The organism is Streptomyces sp. AC627_RSS907 (genome assembly GCF_019049165.1).
The window spans coordinates 38,033-55,688 of sequence record NZ_JAGMUE010000289.1 but is presented as its reverse complement, the minus strand read 5'-3'; the positions used below and the strand labels follow the sequence as shown (position 1 = coordinate 55,688).

Below are 17,656 nucleotides of genomic sequence, written 5' to 3'. Positions count from 1 at the left end.
CACCTGTAGATTCGTCCGTGCCCGAGGACGGACTCGAGACGGATGAGGTGGCGCAAGCGATGGGCGTGAGCATGGCGACGGCCAGGGACTGGGTGGAGCGCTGGGAACGGCAGCAGGAGCGGTACGCGGTGGACCGCGAGGAACGGTTCACCGTGATCGCGGACGTCGTCGAGCACACCGTCGCCGGCCGTGCCCGCCCCCTCCTGCTCGACCTCGGGTGCGGGCCGGGCTCCCTGGCCGCCAGGCTCGCCGCCCGTTTCCCGCACGCCGAGGTCGTCGCCGCCGACATGGACCCCCTGCTGCTGGAGCTGGGGCGCACCCACCACGCCGACGCCGCGCGCTACGTCGACACCGTCATCGGCGAGGAGGGCTGGACCGACGCCCTCGGGCTGGAACGCCCCCTGGACGCCGCCGTCTCGACGACCGCGCTGCACTACCTGCCCGAGCGGGCGCTGCTGCGCACGTACCGTGCTCTCGCCTCCCTGCTCCGCCCCGGCGGCGTCCTCGTCAACGGGGACCACTTCCCGCCGGACGCGGAGCCGTGCTCGGACCTCACCGCCCATGTGGGCCGTCGCAGGTCCGAGCGGACGGGCGGTCGCGGGCAGGAGGACTGGCGGTCCTGGTGGGACGCCGCGGCCCGGGACCCCGAACTGGCCGACCTGTTCGACGAACGCGCGCGGCGCCAGGCCGTCCACGCCGGGGGCGACGAGCCGGTGACGGCGCGCCGCCACGCCGAACTGCTGCGCCGGGCGGGGTTCGCCCACGTCGTGCCCGTCTGGCAGTTCGGCGACAGCGCCGTGCTGGTGGCGGTCATGGACGGCGCGCGGGCGGTCCGTACCCCCGTCGGGACGCGAGGCCGTGGGGGAGACGGCTGAGGGACCGCTTCAGAGGGTCAGACCCATCAGGATCTCGTCCCGGTCGTCACCGGGCGCCACGCGCAGCGCGCCCGGCCAGCGGCCGACCTCGGTCCAGCCCGCCCTGCGGTAGAAGTCCTCGATCCCCAGACCGGACCGCACGGTGAGCCGCAGCCGCTCCAGGCCCATCTCGTCGCGCGCGACCCCGGCGGCGTGCCGCATGAGCGTGGCGCCGACACCCCGGCCCCGGAAGCGGACGTCTGTCTGGACGTGGTTCACCGTGCCGCAGTGCGCCACGAGAGGGTGCTGCTCGCGGCTCAGCAGCAGCCAGCCCGCGAGCGCCCCGTCCACGGTCGCCAGGAGGAGTCTGCTCCGCTGCGGGGAGAGGTCCCGCGTGATCCTCTCGACCGCGGGCCGGAGCGCCGCCTCGGTCACCGGCGGGAGCGGGCAGTCCATGGGCACGACGGCTCCCCCGGCATTGATCACCGCCGCCCAGCATGCGGTGAGGTCCCGCCGGACGGACGCGGTGGCGTCCTCGGCCCGGCCGATCTGCGCGGTCGCGGGAGTGCGCACTGTCTCATGGGCTGTCACACCCGGTAGCTTGCCAGCCGTGCGAGGCGCGGGCGTGCCACCGGTCGCCGGGTCGCACGGTGAGGCGGCCGCGACGGGCCAGGCGCTTGCCCGGGTCCGCCCCGTGCGTCACCGGCCGGGGGCGAGAGGTCGTCCGGTGTGCTGCCCGGTCGAACCTCGCTGGGTCGAACCTCGCGCGGTCGAACCTCGCGCGGTCGCCGTGACGCGGCAGCGGTCGCAGACGCCGGTCAGTTCCACGGTGTGCTCGACCTCGGTGAAACCCGTGGTCGCGGCCACGTCTTCCGCCCGGCGTTCCACCGCGTCCGCCTTCACCACCGTGCTGAGGCCGCAGTCACGGCAGACGAGGTAGTGGCGGTGACCGTCGGTGGGCCGGGGGCGGTAGAGCCGTTCACCGGTCTTCTCCCGCACGACGTCGTCCCGTCCCGAGCGGACCAGGGCGTGCAGGGTCCGGTACACCGTGGTCAAGCCGATGGTGATGCCGTCGGCTTCCAACGCCTCGTGCAGTTCCTGGGCGGAGGTGAAGCCGGCGCGGTCGTCGCCCGCAAGGGTAGCCGTCGACTTCCTCCACACCGCACTCCACGACAGCTGACCCGCACGCTCCTCAGCGCGGGAGCGCGCGAAGCCCGACCCCTTCGACTGCATCCGACTCCACACCCACCCCGTACGACGATGTCGGCCTCCAAGACCACAACCGGGTCTTGGAGGCCTTCGTCACGCAAGGCCCCGGACGGCCCGACGGCGTCCCCGCCGGGCCGGGGCCAGTCTCGTGGGGCAGCGGGGGACGGTCCGGGGAGCCGGTCGGGGGCCGCGGTCTCGCCCACCGGCGTCCAGGAGTGCCGCCGACGACGGCGCCGGGCACCCGCACCGTGGGCCGCATTCTCGGAGGCTTTCCGACGCTGGTCCTGATTACCTTCACCGCATCCCCAATTCCGCACCTGACACCCGGACTTGGAAACCACCAGCCGAGAAGCAGGTCGCGAAACAGGTCGCGAAACAGGTCGCGAACAGGTGAAGCCGCACACGCGGAATGAAAGCCCCCTTGCGTACCGTTGGCGCGCCTCCCGCGACGCGCTGTTCGAACCCCGGTGATCGCATTCGCCCTGGCATCCCAGCACGGCGACGCACCCACGTCCAGCGCCGTGAACTGCCCATACCTGGACATTGGAAGCAAGCTTTCCGTGACCTGTGTCACGACGGGAGAAGGCTGTGTGGGTCGACGTCAAGAATTCGCAGGAAACGCGCCGATCCGTCAAACCGCCATGTAGCGGCGCACTGTTGGAGCCCGGGAAGACGCAACTTCCGCAGAATTCCCACGACGTGGATACTGTCTACGCTTTGCGGCGGGCGTCGATCCACGGATCCGCCGTCCGTCACGGCGCGACATGCGACACGCCACCGCATTACTCGTAGAAGGGCAAGTCCCGTATGCAGACAGCATTCTGGAGCAGACGCCGCGTCCTCGGCGCGCTCGCGGCCGCGACCGCTGTCGCCGCCACCCCCTCGGTCCTGCGGCCGGCCACCGCCGCGGCGGTCGAGACAGCGGGCACCGACCCGGTGCCGCTGCCGGACACCGAGCGCGCCAAGGTCGTCCGCGCGTGGCTGACCGGTGGCAAGGGCGTCAAGGCCGCCGCCACCACGGCCCTCTACGGGACCGACACCGAGATCCAGACCTTCCTCGCCGAGACGCTGCCGCAGCAGACCGTGCAGGACAACCGGGTCGCGATCGCCCGCAGCCTGGACCGCGCGGGCAAGGGCCTGCGCCGCGAGGCCGTCGCCGCCCTGGACAACGGCGACGAAGCGATAGCCGGCTTCCTCGCGGGCGGCTTCGCGCCCGCCATCCTGGAGGACCTCCAGGTCGCCACCAGCGTCGTCGCGTCCACCGGAGGCAAGGCCGTGGTGCGCGAGGCCAACGCCGCCCTCGACGCGGGCACCGAGCAGGCCCTCGTCGCCTTCCTCGGCGACGAGCAGTACGACGCGCGGCTGGAGGACACCCGGGTCCAGGTCAGCGCCATGCTGATGACCGGCGGCCCGGAGGTGCGGAAGTACGCGGACCGCGCGCTCAGCGGCACCGCGAACGACATCGAGTGGTTCATCGAGACCGGCCAGCACATCGCGCGCGCCCGCGACCAGGAGTCGGCGACCATCGAGGAGCTGGTGGCCGTCGTCGAGCGCGAGGGCAGGCGCGCCGAGCGCGAGACGAACCTGGCCGTCGAGGCCGGGGCCCGCGCCGAGACCGCCGCCACCAAGGCCAGGGAGGCCGCCGAGAAGGCCGCCGCCGAGGCCGCCGCCGCCCAGAGCGACGTGCAGAAGTCGGGGGCCGCGGCCCGCAAGGCGGCGAGCGCGGCGAAGGGCGCGGCCGACGCCGCCCGCAACGCCGTCAACGCCTCCAACGCCGCCGTGAAGGCCTCCCGCCGCGCCTCCTGGGCCGCCGCGGGCGCCGCCCAGGCCGCCGCGAAGGCCGGCAACGCCGCCGCCCGCGCCTACAACGCCGCGATCGCCGCGTCCAAGGACGCCGGCAAGGCGGAGGCCGCCAAGAACGCCGCGGTCGCCGCCCGCAACGCCGCCTCCAAGGCCCGCAGCGCCGCCGCCGCCGCCGACAAGGCTGCCCTCGCCGGCGACGCGGCCTCGAGCGCCGGCCTGGCCGCCGCCTCCGCCGCCCGCAACTCGGCCGCCGCCGCGACCGCCGCCGCCCAGGCCGCCGTCTCCGCCGGTGCCGCCCAGGCGGAGGCCGACGAGGCCAAGCGCCAGGCCGCCATCGCCACCAGTGCCGCCAACCGCGCCACCAACGCCGCCTCCGCCGCGCAGGCACTGGCGACCGCCGCCGCCAAGGCGGCCCGCACCGCCCGCGACGCCGCCAACTCCGCCGCAGCCCACGCCGACAAGGCCGCGGCCGCCGCCGAGGAGGCCGTGAAGTACGCGGGTCAGGCCGTCGACTACGCCAACAAGTCGACCGCACACGCCACGGAGGCCGTGAAGGCCGCCAACATCGCCACCCAGGCCGTCAGCGACGCCATCGAGGTGGAGAAGAACGCCCGCGCCGCCGAGGCGCAGACCCTGGAACAGGACAAGCAGCAGGCCATCGAGGAGGCCCGGCAGCTCGCCGCCATCGAACAGGCCGAGCTCTCCGACGTCCGCGAGAAGCGGCTGATGCAGGAGCGCACCACCCAGGCGACCAAGGACCTCATCTCCAAGGCGGAAGAGGCCCTGTACCGCGGCGACATGTCGGTCGCCGCGACCCTGGGCCGGCGGGCCGCGGTGGCCCTGATCGACGCCCGCGGGGCCAACACCCGGCAGGCCGCCCAGCACGCCCTCGCCGGCTCCGACGACGACGTCCACGCCTGGATCGACCTCGACCGTGCCCTCGCCCAGGAGCAGGACGACCGCGAGACCACCCTCCACGTGGCGACGGTCGGCGGACCGCAGGTCGCCGCGGCCGCGGCCGCCGCTCTGGAGAGCACCGACTCCAAGGCCGTCGGCGACTTCCTCACCGGCGGGATGAAGCGCGCCTCGGACGAGGACCTGCGCGTCGCCATCGGCAAGATCATCGCCGAGAACGCGGGCAAGGCCGTCATCGAGGCCGCCAACGACGCGCTCGACGAGAACACCACCGAATCCCTCAACTACTTCTTCGACCACGCCTACCCGCTGGCCGTGAAGGAGGACGACCGGGTCCGGGCCGGCGAGCTGATCAACACCGCGGGCGCGTTCACCAAGGCCTACGCGGAGGTCGCACTCGAAGGACCGGCGTGGATGCTGCGCAACTTCATCACCGTGATCCAGTACCGCACGGCGCAGCTCGACTTCGACACCGCCACCCACGTCGCCGCCGTCCGCGGGGCCATCGCCGCCGCCGCCAAGATCGCGGAGAAGGCGCAGGAGGACGCGGCCCTCGCCTCGAAGGCCGCCGCCGACGCCCGCAAAGCCGCCGCCGAGGCCCAGGAGTGGGCGCAGAAGGCGCTCGACTCCGCCGCCAAGGCCGAGGACTACGCCCAGCAGGCGCGGGACAACGCCGACGCAGCCGACAAGTCGGCCGCCGCCGCCCAGGCCTCCGCCACCAAGGCGAAGAACGCCGCCGCCACCGCCCGCGGCGCCGCCCGCTCCGCCAACTACTCGGCCAACAAGGCCGTCGACTCGGCGCGCGCGGCCCTCGCCTCCTCCGCCGAGGCCCAGCGCTCCGCCGCCGCGGCCCGCGCCGCCGAGCTCGCCGCCTCCGCCGACGCGAAGGCCGCCGCCGCCGCGTACGCCCAGGCCAAGCAGATCGCCGCCGACAAGAAGCGGGCCGAGGAGATCGCGAGGGCCAAGGCGGCCGCGCTCAAGGCCCAGGAGGAGCGCGAGGCCAACCGGGACCCGGCCGACAACGACAGGAACAACCAGGTCAACCCGAACGGCACCGCGGACGGCGACGCCGACGAGTGGTGGAACGACGCCCAGTTCTACGCCGACGCCGCCAACGTCGTCAGCGTCGGCGCCGGGTTCCTGGCGGCCGGCTGCGCCCTCGCCGCCTTCGTCTTCCCGCCGGCCCTCGCCGCGGCCGGCTTCTTCGCCGGCGTCTCCGCGGGCGCGGGCGCCCTCGGCAGCCTCTTCACGGGCATCGAGCACGGCTTCACCAGCGGCGCCTTCTGGGAGTCCGCCGTCGGCACCGGCCTGAGCCTGGTCTCCTTCGGCGCCTACAAGTGGGTCGGCGCCGCCGACAAGGCGCTCGGCGGCGGCCTCGTCAAGCCCGTCGTCAGCAAGATCACAGACACCGGCGAGGACCTGGTCTCCGGCATCACGAAGGGCCTCAGCGACATCTGGGGCCTGGCGGCCTGATCCCGCCCGTCCTCTCCCGGGGGGCGCCGCGACGAGGCGGCGCCCCCGCACCCCTTCCCTCCTTCTTCTCACGGAAAGGACCTGCCCCCGTGCATGGAATACGTGGCGGGCGCGCCACAAGAAGACGCGCCCGCTCGACGGTCGTGACCGTCCTCACCGCCCTGACCCTCGTCCTCACGACAGCCGCGACGAGCCAGGCGGCCGAGCCGCCCGCGACGGAGAAGGCTCCGTCCCCCGCCCAGTCCGCAGCGCCCAGCCCGGAGACCACCGGGACCAGCAGGTTCGCGGCCGGTTCCGGTGAGGACTGCACCGCCACCGCGCCGGGCTCCAAGGAGCGCCGCGCGGGTGCCGTCGAGTCCTGTGTGACGGTCACCCCCGCCCCCGCGAAGGCGAAGACCCGCACTGGTGTCGCCGCCACCGCAGCCGCCGCCTCCACCACCGCGGCCGCCGGCAGCTGCGACGTCACCAGCCCCGGCAACTACAGCTACGAGCGCTTCTCGTACTGCGTGACCGGCATCAACGTCACCTACATCCTCCGCAACTCCAACGGCCTCGAGCTGGGCCGCGGCGTCCTGGAGGTCTCCACCGGCGGTGACCTCTCGGCGACGGCCACGACCTGGAGCGAGCAGGTCTCCGTCACCATGGTCGGCGCCACCGGCGACGTCGCCGCGCTGAACGCCAAGTTCCGCGCCTCCTGCGGCGCCGGCTGCACGGCCACCAAGACCGCCCCCTGGTACGGCGGCGGCATCACCCTCGGCCAGACCCTGACCGGAACCGTCACCTACTCCTCGCCCCAGACGACGGGCTCCTCCGCCTCCTTCCTCACGTCCTACGCGATGTACGTGACGTCCCCGGGCGCGACGGCGACCGACCCGAACGCGTCGTGGAAGAACGCGCGTCAGATCCGGTGCGACGACGCGGTCGGCGGCACGTCGGTGGCGGGCTGCGCCGTCCCCTCCGTCATGGCCGTCGTGCCGATGAAGGCGACGAGCGCGGAGGCGGGCGGCGCCGTGGCCGCCTACGGCTGGGCGCAGAAGAACCTCAACGGCGCCTGGGGCGAGCAGGGCAGCCCGCTGACCCGTTCGACGAGCGGCGTGGCCAACCGCACCGCCGCCACCTGCGGGGGCTTCACGGCCGAGCCGGAGCTCGTCGACCCCGACACCTGCGCCGACTTCCCCTTCGGGGAGGCGAAGGAGGGCGGTGCCCCCGGCGACAAGTGCGTCAAGGTGATCCCCAACCTGGGCAACGGCGAATGGGACACCTACGTCCTGAACGACGCCCATGTCCTGGACCGCACCTCACCCTGCGTGCAGGCCCATGTCACGCCCGCCGAGAAGCAGTTCGCCGACTCCCAGCTCGCCGACGGCTTCAAGGACCAGCGGGTGATCGACGCCGACCAGTTCGAGCTGACGTTCTCGTTGCCGGACACCGGTCCGCAGGCCAGCTGCCTGAACGACCCCCCGCCGATCAACTCGCTTCCCAACGGCGACGGCTGGTTCCTCAACACCACCGAGGCGGTTCCTCTCGTCAACCAGAGCGACCCGGCGGGCGGGGGCGGATTCAGGCCGACCCGGGCGCAGGCATGCCTGGGGCTGAACACCAAGACGGGGACCGGAACCAGCAACCCCGTCACCGGCATGAAGGACGCGGAGAAGTACGCGAAGGCGAACAACCTCACCTACGACCAGTCCCGGTGCCATCTCATCGCGAGCGTCCTCGGCGGAAAGGGCACGAGCAAGATCACCAGGTTCAACCTCGTCCCCTGCTGGCAGAGCGGCATGAACACGGGCACGCCCAGCATGCGGACCTACGAGACCATCGCGGAGAACGTGATCAAGGGCAGGACTCCCGGTGTGGTCCTCGGAACGAACGACGCGATCTTCTACCAGGTGACACCCGTCTACAAGGACGCCAAGAGCACCATCCCGGTGGGCGTCACGATGAACGCTAATATCCAACGGGCGAACGGGACGACCGAGGAACTGTTCCCCAACGTCTACGTCACCAACACCTATACGAACACTGGGCTGTACAACCTCGGTAACTGATCCACTCAGTTCGCGCCAAAGGGAGCCGGCATGCGTTTCACCACCCCACCGCGGCCGTTCGACATCACCGCGCTCTTCCCCCGGCTGGCCCCGCTGGCGCGCACGGCGACCCGGCTGCATCCGCGGCCGGGGTCGCCGACCGTGCACGACAGCTCCGTCGGCGGGCCGCTGCTGTGGCCCGCCGACGAGCCGTGGCCGTACTGCGACGAGCCCCACGACAGCCGCGCGGCGCCGGTGGTCCACTCCCCGGACGACGTCCGGCTCCTCCGCCAGGACCGCGCCGCAGCGGCCGAGCGGCGGCGCCTCGACCCCGAGGCACCCCAGTGGACGCCCGAGGAACGGGCGACCTGGGAGCGGCTCGCGGACCGCCCGTGGTTCGACGGCCCGATCCCCCTCCTCCCCGTCGCCCAGCTCTACGCTCGCGATGTCCCCTTCCCGTGCCCGCCCGACGCGGACCTCCTCCAGGTCCTCTGGTGCCCCTTCGACCACGAGATGGCCCACCCCCGGACCGCCCTCTTCTGGCGCTCCTGCGCCACCGTCACCGACGTTCTCGACGTACCGCCCGAGCCGCCCGTCGTCCAACGGGACTGCTACCTCCCGGAGCCGTGCCTGTTCTCACCGGAGCAGGTCACCGAGTACCCCAACCCCTTGGAGCTGGACAAGGAGCTCCAGGACCAGCTGGACGACATGAGCCGCTGGGAGACGATCGACCCCGCGCGGTACAACACGTACGCGGACGACCCGGGCGAGCTCTACCTGAACAACCTCTCCACCGCCCCCGGCTGGAAGACCGGCGGCTGGACCCGCTGGGGCCTCACCGACCCCAAGCCCCGCCCCTGCCCCGAGTGCGGCACCGAGCAGGTCCCGCTCCTCACCATCGCCTCCTCGGAATGGGACGGCGGCAGCGGGACCTGGATCGCCGAGGAGGACCGGACGGACCCCTCCCCGCCTCCCCTGGGCGCCCAGGACGGCAACTTCACCCTGATCGACATCGTCGGCGGCTACAACCTCCAGCTCCACACCTGCCCGGCCGACCCGTCCCACCCCCACATCGAACTGGTGCAGTGACCGGCACGGGTCCCACCATCCCTCGACGGCCACTTCGCCCACCGGCCCTCCCCCCGACCTTCGACGTCCAGCGTCGAGTGGTGCGACGTCACGCGCCTGCTCATGCGACCGACGCTGCACCAGAAGGGTCAGCGAAGGGCCGGTGTGAGGCCTCGGACACCTGACGACAGCCGACCCCACCTGCGAGACGATGTAGCCTCCGGAGACGGACGGCCCTTGACCTGCAGAAGCAGGCAGGGAGCAGACAGAACGGGAGCTTCTGCGTGTTTCGTACAGTATTCAAGTCCAAGATCTAGCGTTTGGGTGTTTCCGCAGGTCAGAGCCCTGATCGCCGCCTCCGGGTCAGCAAAAGGTCAGCATGGGGCCGGACGGTGTCCAGCATGCTGACCTGCGCCTACGGCAGGGGCCTCCTGCGCCGCCCATCGCCCTGCTCGGAAGGCTTGACGCGTGGCTCGACAGCTAGCTCGTGGGATGGGGTCGTTCTTCAAGGAGTGCGGTTGTTCCAGGCCGACCCGTTGCCCTCACCCGTACACGATTCGGTTCCGGGACGCTCTCGGCAAGCAACGTGAAGAAGCCGGCTACGACACGCAGGACGATGCGATCGAGCGTCTCACGCAGATCTACGCGGAGAAGAAGACAACGGCACCATCCGTCGCTGAGGTTCGCCGTGAACTCGGTCAGCAGACGATCGTGGAATACGCGAAGCAGTGGCGTCCTCGTCAGCGCAAGATGACGGAGTACTCGACGGGATGGCACGTGGACAGCTCCATCAACGTGCACATCGTTCCTCGTCTCGGGGCGCGGAAACTGAACTCGGTTACGCCCATCGTGGTCGAGCGCTTCTTGGACGAGTTGGAGACGGACGGGGTGGGGCGTGGAAACCAGGTGAACATCTTCCGCGTCCTCAAGGCGATCCTCCGGGACGCGTATGGCAAGGGTGCTATGGCGGACGACCCTGTGAGGGGCGTCCAGGAACCGGAATACGTCCGCGAAAAGGTGGTCATCCCATCCCTCGCCTACGTGAAGAAGGCACTGGCAGCCGCTGACGAACATCTCGCGCTTGAGATCGTCATGATGGTGGGCTGCGGCTTGCGGAATGGGGAAGCCCGGGCAGTGAACGTCAACAACGTTGTGGCGGATGACGTCCCCGTCCCTGTCATCCGGGGCCTGCGAACCGTCAGCCCGGCCGTCGGCCGATCAGGAGGTCGGTGCCCCTGAAAGGGCCGGGCGCCGGCGCCCGGTCTCCCTCAGCGCGTGCCCCGGTACCCGAGTACGGCTACGACGGGCCGACGCGAAGGGAGACCGGACACATCAGGGAAGTCACGGCGAGGAAGGGGATGTGTGTGGACGTCAACGAGGTGCTGCTGCCCGGCGTGGGACTGCGCTATGAGTTCGTCAACCACGAGGGCGACCGGATCGGTGTCGTCGCCCAGCGCTCCGGGGAGTTCGAGTTGGTGGTCTACCCGGGGGAGGATCCCGACGAGGCCCGCCCGGTGCTGCGGCTCACCGGTGAGGAGGCGGACGCTCTCGCCGAGATTCTCGGTGCCCCGCGCATCGCGGAGCGTTTCGCCGACTTGACGCGCGAGGTTCCAGGACTGAACGCCGGGCGGGTGGAGGTCGGTCCCGGCAGCCCGTGCAACGGCCGGCCCCTGGGGGAGACCCGGGCCCGAACCCGTACCGGGGCGTCGATCGTGGCCGTGGTCCGCGGCGAGGACGTCATCGCATCACCCGGACCTGCCCAGGTCTTGCAGGTCAAAGACGTGCTGGTCGTCATCGGCACCCGCGCGGGCATCGCCGGCGTTCAACGCATCATCCAGGGCTGAGCCGTGCACACCCCTGTCGCCCTGCTGCTGGAACTGGGCGTCATCCTGACCGCGTTGAGCCTGATCGTCGCGGTCGCCAGACGCTTCACCCTGTCGCCCGTACCGCTGTACCTACTGGCGGGACTCGCCTTGGGCGACGGCGGATTCGCACCGGTCCCGGCGGCCCGTGCGTTCGTCGACACCGGCGCCGCGATCGGACTGATCCTCCCGCTGCTGACCCTCGGTCTGGACTTCACCGCCGGGAGTTCACGGCCAGCCTGCGCCGTCACCGGTCCTCCGCGGTTGTGGACCTGGCCCTCAACGCCACCCCCGGCGCCGTGGCCGGATGGCTGCTCGGCCTCGATGCCGCGGGCATCCTCGCTCTGGCTGGTGCGACCTATGTCTCATCCTCCGGCATCATCGCCCGTCTTCTCGGCGATCTGCGCCGGCTCAGCAACCGCGAGACGCCGGCGGTGTTGTCGGTGCTGGTGCTGGAGGACTTCGCGATGGCCGCCTACCTTCCCCTGCTCGCGGTCGTCACCGCCGGAGGCACTTGGTGGGAGGCACTGTTCGCCGTGCTTGCGGCCACCTCAGTGGTGGGCGCGGCGGTCACCGCGTCGAGCCGGTGGGGACATCATGTCGGCCGAGTCCTGTCCCCGGCCGACGCCGAACAGGTACTGCTCAGGGTTCTCGGCTTCACCCTGGTCGTCGCCGCGCTGGCCGAGCTGATCCACGTCTCTGCCGCTGTCGGGGCCTTCCTCATCGGGCTCACGCTGACCGGCGCCGCCGCCGAGCGGGCCAGGACCGTGCTGAGCCCGCTGCGCGACCTGTTCGCTGCGGTGTTCTTCCTCGCTCTCGGCATGTCGGCCGATCCGGGTCATCTGCTGCCGGCGCTGCCCGCCGCGGCGGCCCTGGCCCTCGTCACCGCGATCACCAAGGTGGCCACGGGGTGGTATGCCGCAGGCCGTGACGGAGCGGGCCGCCGGGGCCGGCTGCGGGCTGGTACCGCGCTCGTCGCCCGCGGCGAGTTCTCGGTCGTCGTCATCGGACTCGCCACTACCGCGCAGGACCGCCTCGGGGCGCTGGTCACCTGTTACGTGATCATCTTGGCAGTGTGCGGCCCCGTCCTCACCCGCCTCGCGCCGACCCGAAGTGCGCCACCGCGCAAGGCGGCGCCCGACGGCGGGGCCGGCATGCTCAGTGAGCTCCGCTCTCCCTCCACCACACCGACCCCAGGCCCGGCGCGCAGCGCGGACTGCTCCGGCTGACCGCTCCCGGCCGCAGGCACGGGTGCGTCCTGCATGGCGCGTCAAGGCCGGCGTGACCACAGGGAGAGCAGCCCAGCAGCCCTTTGTACGGTGTCGTCGCCGACCGCGTGGGATGCGACGCCACCACACGGCGGGCGTCCCCTGTGGGTCGTCGAGACGGCCGCCTCCGAGACGGCTGCGGGCGCGCGTGCAGCGCTGGTGACACCGACCTCCAGGCCGTACAGGGCCGGTGGGCCCGTACCACTGCCCGATTGCCCCTGTCCGGTATTGCCGCGCGGAGGGACGCTTGAGGCGGGCAGAGAACGTCCGGCCGGGAGGTGAAGGCCATGCTGCTGTCCGTCGTCACTGCGGTCGACGGCTCCCCGGGAAGCCCGTCTGCGGCAGAGCCGTGGCCCACGAAGCCGTCCGCATCGAACGGCTGGTACGACCCGTGCACGTGCGCGATCCGCGTCTCGCCAGGAAGCGCGACAATACCGCCGCGGCCCAGCGGCACCTGGTGCGACCTCCTGCGACAGGCCGCGAAACAAGCCCCCGTGTCTGCGGGGCGAACAGATCGAAGGGCCCGTGACCGCGGCTTTGCCCAAGGCAGGTGCGCGGGCCGAGGTACTCGTCCTGGACCCGCGCACGGGCCCGGCCGCCCACACCCCCATCCGTCACGTCCCGTGTCCGGCCGCCGTGGTTCCTCACAGCCGATCGAGACACTCCACAGCTTCCCCGAAGCGGAAGCCCCGGACGATCACCACCACCCGGCTTCCCGGGCCGCCCCGCCCAGCGGTCCCGTCCCGACGAATTCCGACCCAGTGGAAAGGGCGGCACCCTCATGTCCGTCATCAGCGCACGCCCCACTCACGCGTCCGCCTACCTCGTCCGTGCGGCTGTGACCGCGCCGTCGCTCATGAACACCCAGCCCTGGCGCTTCGTCGCGGAGGACGACACGGAGATCGAACTGCACGCGGACGCCGGTCGCGGGCTTCCACTCGCCGACCCCCACGGACGAGAACTCGTGCTCGGCTGCGGAGCCGCCTTGTTCAACATGCGGCTGGCCATGCTGCACCTCGGATTCCGGCCCGTCGTCCACACGTTCCCCGACCCGCAGGATCCCGCACACCTCGCCACGGTCAGATGGGGTGCCTACACCCGGCCCACTCCCGAAGAGCAGCGTTTGTACGGTGCTCTGGGCCGACGGCACACCGCACACGGCCCCTTCCTGCCGGAGCCGCTGCCCCCGGGGCTCGTCGACGAGATGCGCGAGCACACGCGTCGGGAGGGCGCCGAACTGCACGTCATCGACGGCGCGGCCGAACGCCGGCTGCTGGCCGAACTCGTCCGCGCCAGCGAGGACACCCGTCGCGCCGACGCACGACTCGCCGCCGAACAGGCCGGCTGGACCTGGCGGCTCGCCGAGCCACGGAACGACGGGGTGCCGGCCGACGTCAGCGTCCCGGACCGGGCAGTGCTTCTCGCGGGTCAACGGCTCGTCCGGGCCGACGCGTTCGGCCTCGACGAGGATGACCGAGGTGTTCTCCGGCACGGAGAACCCGGCCCGTTCGGCGATCCACGCCGGGCTCTGGCCGACGGCGGCGGCGTTGACCTTGGGCTCGCAGCCGGCGCCCGAGCCGCCGGTGGCGGGGAACAGGAAGGTCTCCAGCTTCGCCTTCTCCTCCGGGGTGGCCAGGTGGGCGTGGAGGGTGCGGAACTCGGCGAGCGCCGCGGCGTAGATGTCGGTGTCCAGGATGACGGCCTGTTCGGAGGCGCAGATCATGCCGTTGTCGAACGCCTTGGACAGCACCAGGTCGTTGACGGCCCGGCGCTGCTTGGCGCTGCGGTGGACGTAGGCGGGGACGTTGCCGGCGCCGACCCCGAGGGCGGGCTTGCCGGCCGAGTAGGCGGCCTTGACCATGGCGTTGCCTCCGGTGGCGAGGATCAGCGAGACGCCGGGGTGACGCATCAGGGTGCGGGTCGCCTCGACGGACGGGGTCTCGATCCACTGCACGCAGTGCTCCGGCGCCCCCGCCAGGACCGCCGCGTCCCGTACGACGCGGGCCGCTTCAGCGCTGCACCGCTGGGCGGAGGGGTGGAAGGCGAACACGACCGGGTTGCGGGTCTTCAGCGCCAGCAGGGCCTTGAAGATCGTGGTGGAGGTGGGGTTGGTGACGGGGGTGACCGCGGCCACCACGCCCACCGGTTCCGCGATCTCGACCATGTCCTCGATGTCGTCCCGGCCGATGACCCCGACGGTCTTCATGTGCCCCATGCTGTGCGTGACGTGTTCGCACGCGAACATGTTCTTGACCGCCTTGTCCTCGAAGACCCCCCCGCCCGGTCTCCTCCACGGCCAGCCGGGCCAGCGCGGTGTGCTGGTCCAGGGCGGCGACCGACGCCTTCTTGACGATGTGGTCGACCTGCTCCTGGGTGAGGTTCTCGTAGTCGGCGAGTGCCTTGAGGCCGGCCGTGACCAGACGGTCCACGGCGACCGCGGTGTCGGACGGGGCGTCGGTCCCGCGGTCCTTGGTCCGCACGTTCTGTCGGGTCATGGTGGTGTGCCTCCGTCGTCAGGGGCCGCCGTGGTGTACGGCGGCGCCGGGCAGGAGCGGTACGGCGGTGAACGGCGCCACTCCCTGCCTTCACTGTCCTCCGGGCGTGCCTGCCGCAGGAGGCGCCGAAGGGCCCCTTCCGTGTCCGTCCGGCCCGGCTCCGCAGGGACCGTCGGCCCCGGCCGGACCGAGCCGCCGCACGGCATCGCCCGCCACCGCGCTCACGGGCTCCCGATCCGAGCGGGCGGGGCGGGTGCCGCACAGTCGTCGATGCGGAAGCCGAGGCCGTTCACCACGCCGACCACGCCTTCGAGGCGCCAGACGGCGTGAAGGAACTCCGGCACCTGACTGCGCAGTTCCACATGGCCGTCGAGGGTGACGACACCGTCGCGTACGGAGACGCGGACGGCGTCGGACGGCAGTTTCAGTGCGTCGACGACGATCTCCTCGGTCACCTGGCGGCGGATGTCGGCGTCTGCGCGCAGGAAGACCCGGAGGAGGTCGCGGCGGGTGACGATGCCGATGAGGCGGTCGGCCTCGTCGACCACGGGCAGCCGCTCGACGCCGCGGCGCTCCATGAGCCTGGCCGCGTCCGGCACGGTCTGCTCCGGGTGCACGGTGATCGCGGGGCTCGACATCATGTGCCCCGCCGTCACGGCCGGAGGCGGAGCGGGGCCGTCCCGGTGAGCCCGGGTACGTACCAGATCGCTGCCGGACAGGACGCCGAGGACCTTGTCGTCGGCGTCGACCACCGGCAGTCCGCTGATCCGGTGGTGGTCGAGCAGTCGTACGACCTCCTTGAACGGTGTCGTCCGGCGGGCCCGCACGACGTCCCTGGTCATCACTTCACCGACGGTGTGAGCGGTCACGGCGCATTCTCCTTCACGAGCGCGGCGGGGAGGGCCGGAGCCGGAAGCCGACTTCGGCTCCCCGCCAGGTCGGGCAGGCGCCGTGTGGCGCCTACTTCTGCGGGCCGCCGCGCCACGGGGGCGGCGCGGCCGTCCGGCGAGTGGTGTCGCCTTGGTGGGCGGCGCGTTCGGTGCCGGCGCGCAGCCGGTCGTGGAGCCGGTCGGCGAGTTCGCGTGCGCTCGCTTCGCGGGCGTGGACGACCACGAGGTGACTTCCGAGCCGGATGTCGGCGCGGGCGGACCAGGGCAGTTCGACGTGGGAGGCCGAGGCCCGCAGGCCGCGTATCTCACCGCTCACGGGCGGCAGGCCGGGCCGGTCCAGGGCGGTACCGACCTCCTCGCGGAGATAGACGAGGGACTCCTCGTCCACCTCGCCGTCGGCGCGCACCCGCACGGTGTCGGTGGTCTCACGGGCACCAATGTCCTTGGCAGTCATGTGCTCCACTCCCTGTGATCGTTCTGCGACGCCTCAAGACTGCTGCGTTCGTCACCCCCGCCCCAGGGGCAGCCGGTCCCGGTGGGAGGGGCCGTCGGCCCCTGGCCCCAGGGCCGAGGTACCCCCACGTCCGCCGTTCCGGCCTGCTCCCGCTCCTTCGGCGCCCCTGGTGTCCGAGGCCGCGGAGGGCCCGGCTTTCGCCCCGCAGCCGCGGGCGCGGGCGCCGGCGGGCGAGGAGCGCACCTTGACGGCGGTGCTGCGTCCATAGCGAGAGAAGTACCCGACCGTCCCCGTGACCGAGACGGTCACCGAGGGACGCGCCACCGTTGCACTGGTGCGGGCCACCCGGGGCGCGGGCCTCCTCGCGGTGGGCCGCCGCACCACCGGCCACCGGGCTGGCGTCCACACGGGTCCGGTCACGCACATCGCGCCGCCCTGCACCCCGCCGGGTGTCCCGTCTCCGTGGTCCCGCACGACTGAGGTACGTCTTGCTGCCCGGCTGGACCGATGACGAGGACGCCGTCGACGGACTCGTCGGATTCCTCTCCGGCCCGGAACGGGGCCGACCGGCCCTGGACCTCGGCCATCCTGGGAGGACAGGATCCCAGCAGAGGCCGAGGCAGCATGAGGAGCATCACATGGCACACAGCGAGCAGGACGGCAGCACAGGGAGCGCGATCAAGGTCTTCCTGCTGGACGACCACGAGGTGGTACGGCGAGGGGTGCACGACCTGCTGGACGACGAACCCGACATCACGGTGGTCGGAGAAGCGGCGACGGCGGAGCAGGCATTGGTGCGGGTCCCTGCCCTGCGTCCCGACGTGGCTGTCCTCGACGTGCGTCTGCCCGACGGAGACGGAGTGACCGTCTGCCGTGAGCTGCGGTCGAGGATGCCGGACCTGGCCTGCCTGATGCTGACCTCCTTCGACGACGAGGAGGCGCTGCTGGACTCGATCATGGCGGGCGCGGCGGGGTACGTCCTGAAACAGATCCAGGGCTCGGACCTGGTCTCGGCCGTGCGGACGGTGGCCCGCGGCCAGTCGCTGCTGGACGCCAGCGCCACGACCAAGCTGATGGCACGGCTGCGGGGCGGACAGCAGCCGGCCGAGGAGCCGGAGGTGCTGCCGGGCCTCACCGACCGGGAACGCGAGATCCTGGACCTGATCGGCGAAGGGCTGACCAACCGGCAGATCGGTCAGCGGCTGTATCTGGCCGAGAAGACGGTCAAGAACCACATCTCCCGTCTGCTCGCCAAGCTCGGCGTGGAACGCCGCGTCCAGGCCGCCGTCATCGCCACCCAGGCACGCGACCGGACGCGGTCCGAAGGCTCATAGGGCG

General features: G+C 71.9%; 11 protein-coding genes and 2 pseudogenes. 8 read left to right on the top strand and 5 right to left on the bottom strand.

Annotation, left to right across the window (positions count from 1 at the left end; translation table 11 throughout):
* Window positions 1-59: 59 nt before the first annotated feature.
* Window positions 60-875 (top strand): trans-aconitate 2-methyltransferase, encoded by an 816-nt coding sequence (locus KUM32_RS34310; protein WP_217145828.1) that lies wholly within the window; start codon window positions 60-62, stop codon window positions 873-875.
* 9 nt (window positions 876-884) lie between these two features.
* Here KUM32_RS34310 and KUM32_RS34305 read toward each other — a convergent pair whose 3' ends face one another.
* Window positions 885-1,427 (bottom strand): GNAT family N-acetyltransferase, encoded by a 543-nt coding sequence (locus tag KUM32_RS34305; RefSeq protein ID WP_308408789.1) that lies wholly within the window; start codon window positions 1,425-1,427, stop codon window positions 885-887.
* Window positions 1,428-1,553: 126 nt separating this feature from the next.
* Window positions 1,554-2,087: a Fur family transcriptional regulator gene (locus tag KUM32_RS34300; RefSeq protein ID WP_217145827.1), complete on the bottom strand. Its 534-nt coding sequence runs from the start codon at window positions 2,085-2,087 to the stop codon at window positions 1,554-1,556.
* A gap of 783 nt (window positions 2,088-2,870) precedes the next feature.
* Here KUM32_RS34300 and KUM32_RS34295 point away from each other — a divergent pair.
* The 6 genes and pseudogenes from KUM32_RS34295 (at window position 2,871) to KUM32_RS34270 (ending at window position 12,440) form a co-directional block, all read left to right on the top strand.
* Window positions 2,871-6,254, top strand: a complete 3,384-nt coding sequence (locus KUM32_RS34295; RefSeq protein ID WP_217145826.1) for an ALF repeat-containing protein — start codon at window positions 2,871-2,873, stop codon at window positions 6,252-6,254.
* Between the two features lie 89 nt (window positions 6,255-6,343).
* Window positions 6,344-8,302: a DNA/RNA non-specific endonuclease gene (locus KUM32_RS34290; RefSeq protein WP_308408788.1), complete on the top strand. Its 1,959-nt coding sequence runs from the start codon at window positions 6,344-6,346 to the stop codon at window positions 8,300-8,302.
* A 30-nt stretch (window positions 8,303-8,332) separates the two neighbouring features.
* Window positions 8,333-9,370 (top strand): hypothetical protein, encoded by a 1,038-nt coding sequence (locus KUM32_RS34285; RefSeq protein ID WP_217145825.1) that lies wholly within the window; start codon window positions 8,333-8,335, stop codon window positions 9,368-9,370.
* A gap of 471 nt (window positions 9,371-9,841) precedes the next feature.
* The gene (locus KUM32_RS34280; RefSeq protein WP_254406539.1) at window positions 9,842-10,588 is read left to right on the top strand and encodes an N-terminal phage integrase SAM-like domain-containing protein; all 747 of its coding nucleotides are present in this window, start codon (window positions 9,842-9,844) and stop codon (window positions 10,586-10,588) included.
* A gap of 125 nt (window positions 10,589-10,713) precedes the next feature.
* Entirely contained in the window at window positions 10,714-11,193 is a 480-nt protein-coding gene (locus tag KUM32_RS34275; protein WP_217145824.1) for a cation:proton antiporter regulatory subunit, read from the top strand.
* Between the two features lie 3 nt (window positions 11,194-11,196).
* A pseudogene (locus tag KUM32_RS34270) lies at window positions 11,197-12,440 on the top strand (cation:proton antiporter).
* A gap of 1,444 nt (window positions 12,441-13,884) precedes the next feature.
* Here KUM32_RS34270 and KUM32_RS34265 read toward each other — a convergent pair.
* The 3 genes and pseudogenes from KUM32_RS34265 to KUM32_RS34255 all read right to left on the bottom strand — a co-directional run.
* A pseudogene (locus tag KUM32_RS34265) lies at window positions 13,885-14,974 on the bottom strand (aldehyde dehydrogenase family protein); the annotation flags it as partial.
* A gap of 221 nt (window positions 14,975-15,195) precedes the next feature.
* A complete protein-coding gene (locus tag KUM32_RS34260) occupies window positions 15,196-15,843 on the bottom strand; it encodes a CBS domain-containing protein (RefSeq protein WP_217145823.1) in 648 nt (215 codons plus the stop codon).
* Window positions 15,844-15,934: 91 nt separating this feature from the next.
* On the bottom strand, window positions 15,935-16,318 hold the full coding sequence (locus KUM32_RS34255) for a hypothetical protein (RefSeq protein WP_217145822.1): 384 nt from the start codon (window positions 16,316-16,318) through the stop codon (window positions 15,935-15,937).
* A 638-nt stretch (window positions 16,319-16,956) separates the two neighbouring features.
* Here KUM32_RS34255 and KUM32_RS34250 point away from each other — a divergent pair.
* The gene (locus KUM32_RS34250) at window positions 16,957-17,652 is read left to right on the top strand and encodes a response regulator transcription factor (RefSeq protein WP_217145821.1); all 696 of its coding nucleotides are present in this window, start codon (window positions 16,957-16,959) and stop codon (window positions 17,650-17,652) included.
* Window positions 17,653-17,656: the final 4 nt, after the last annotated feature.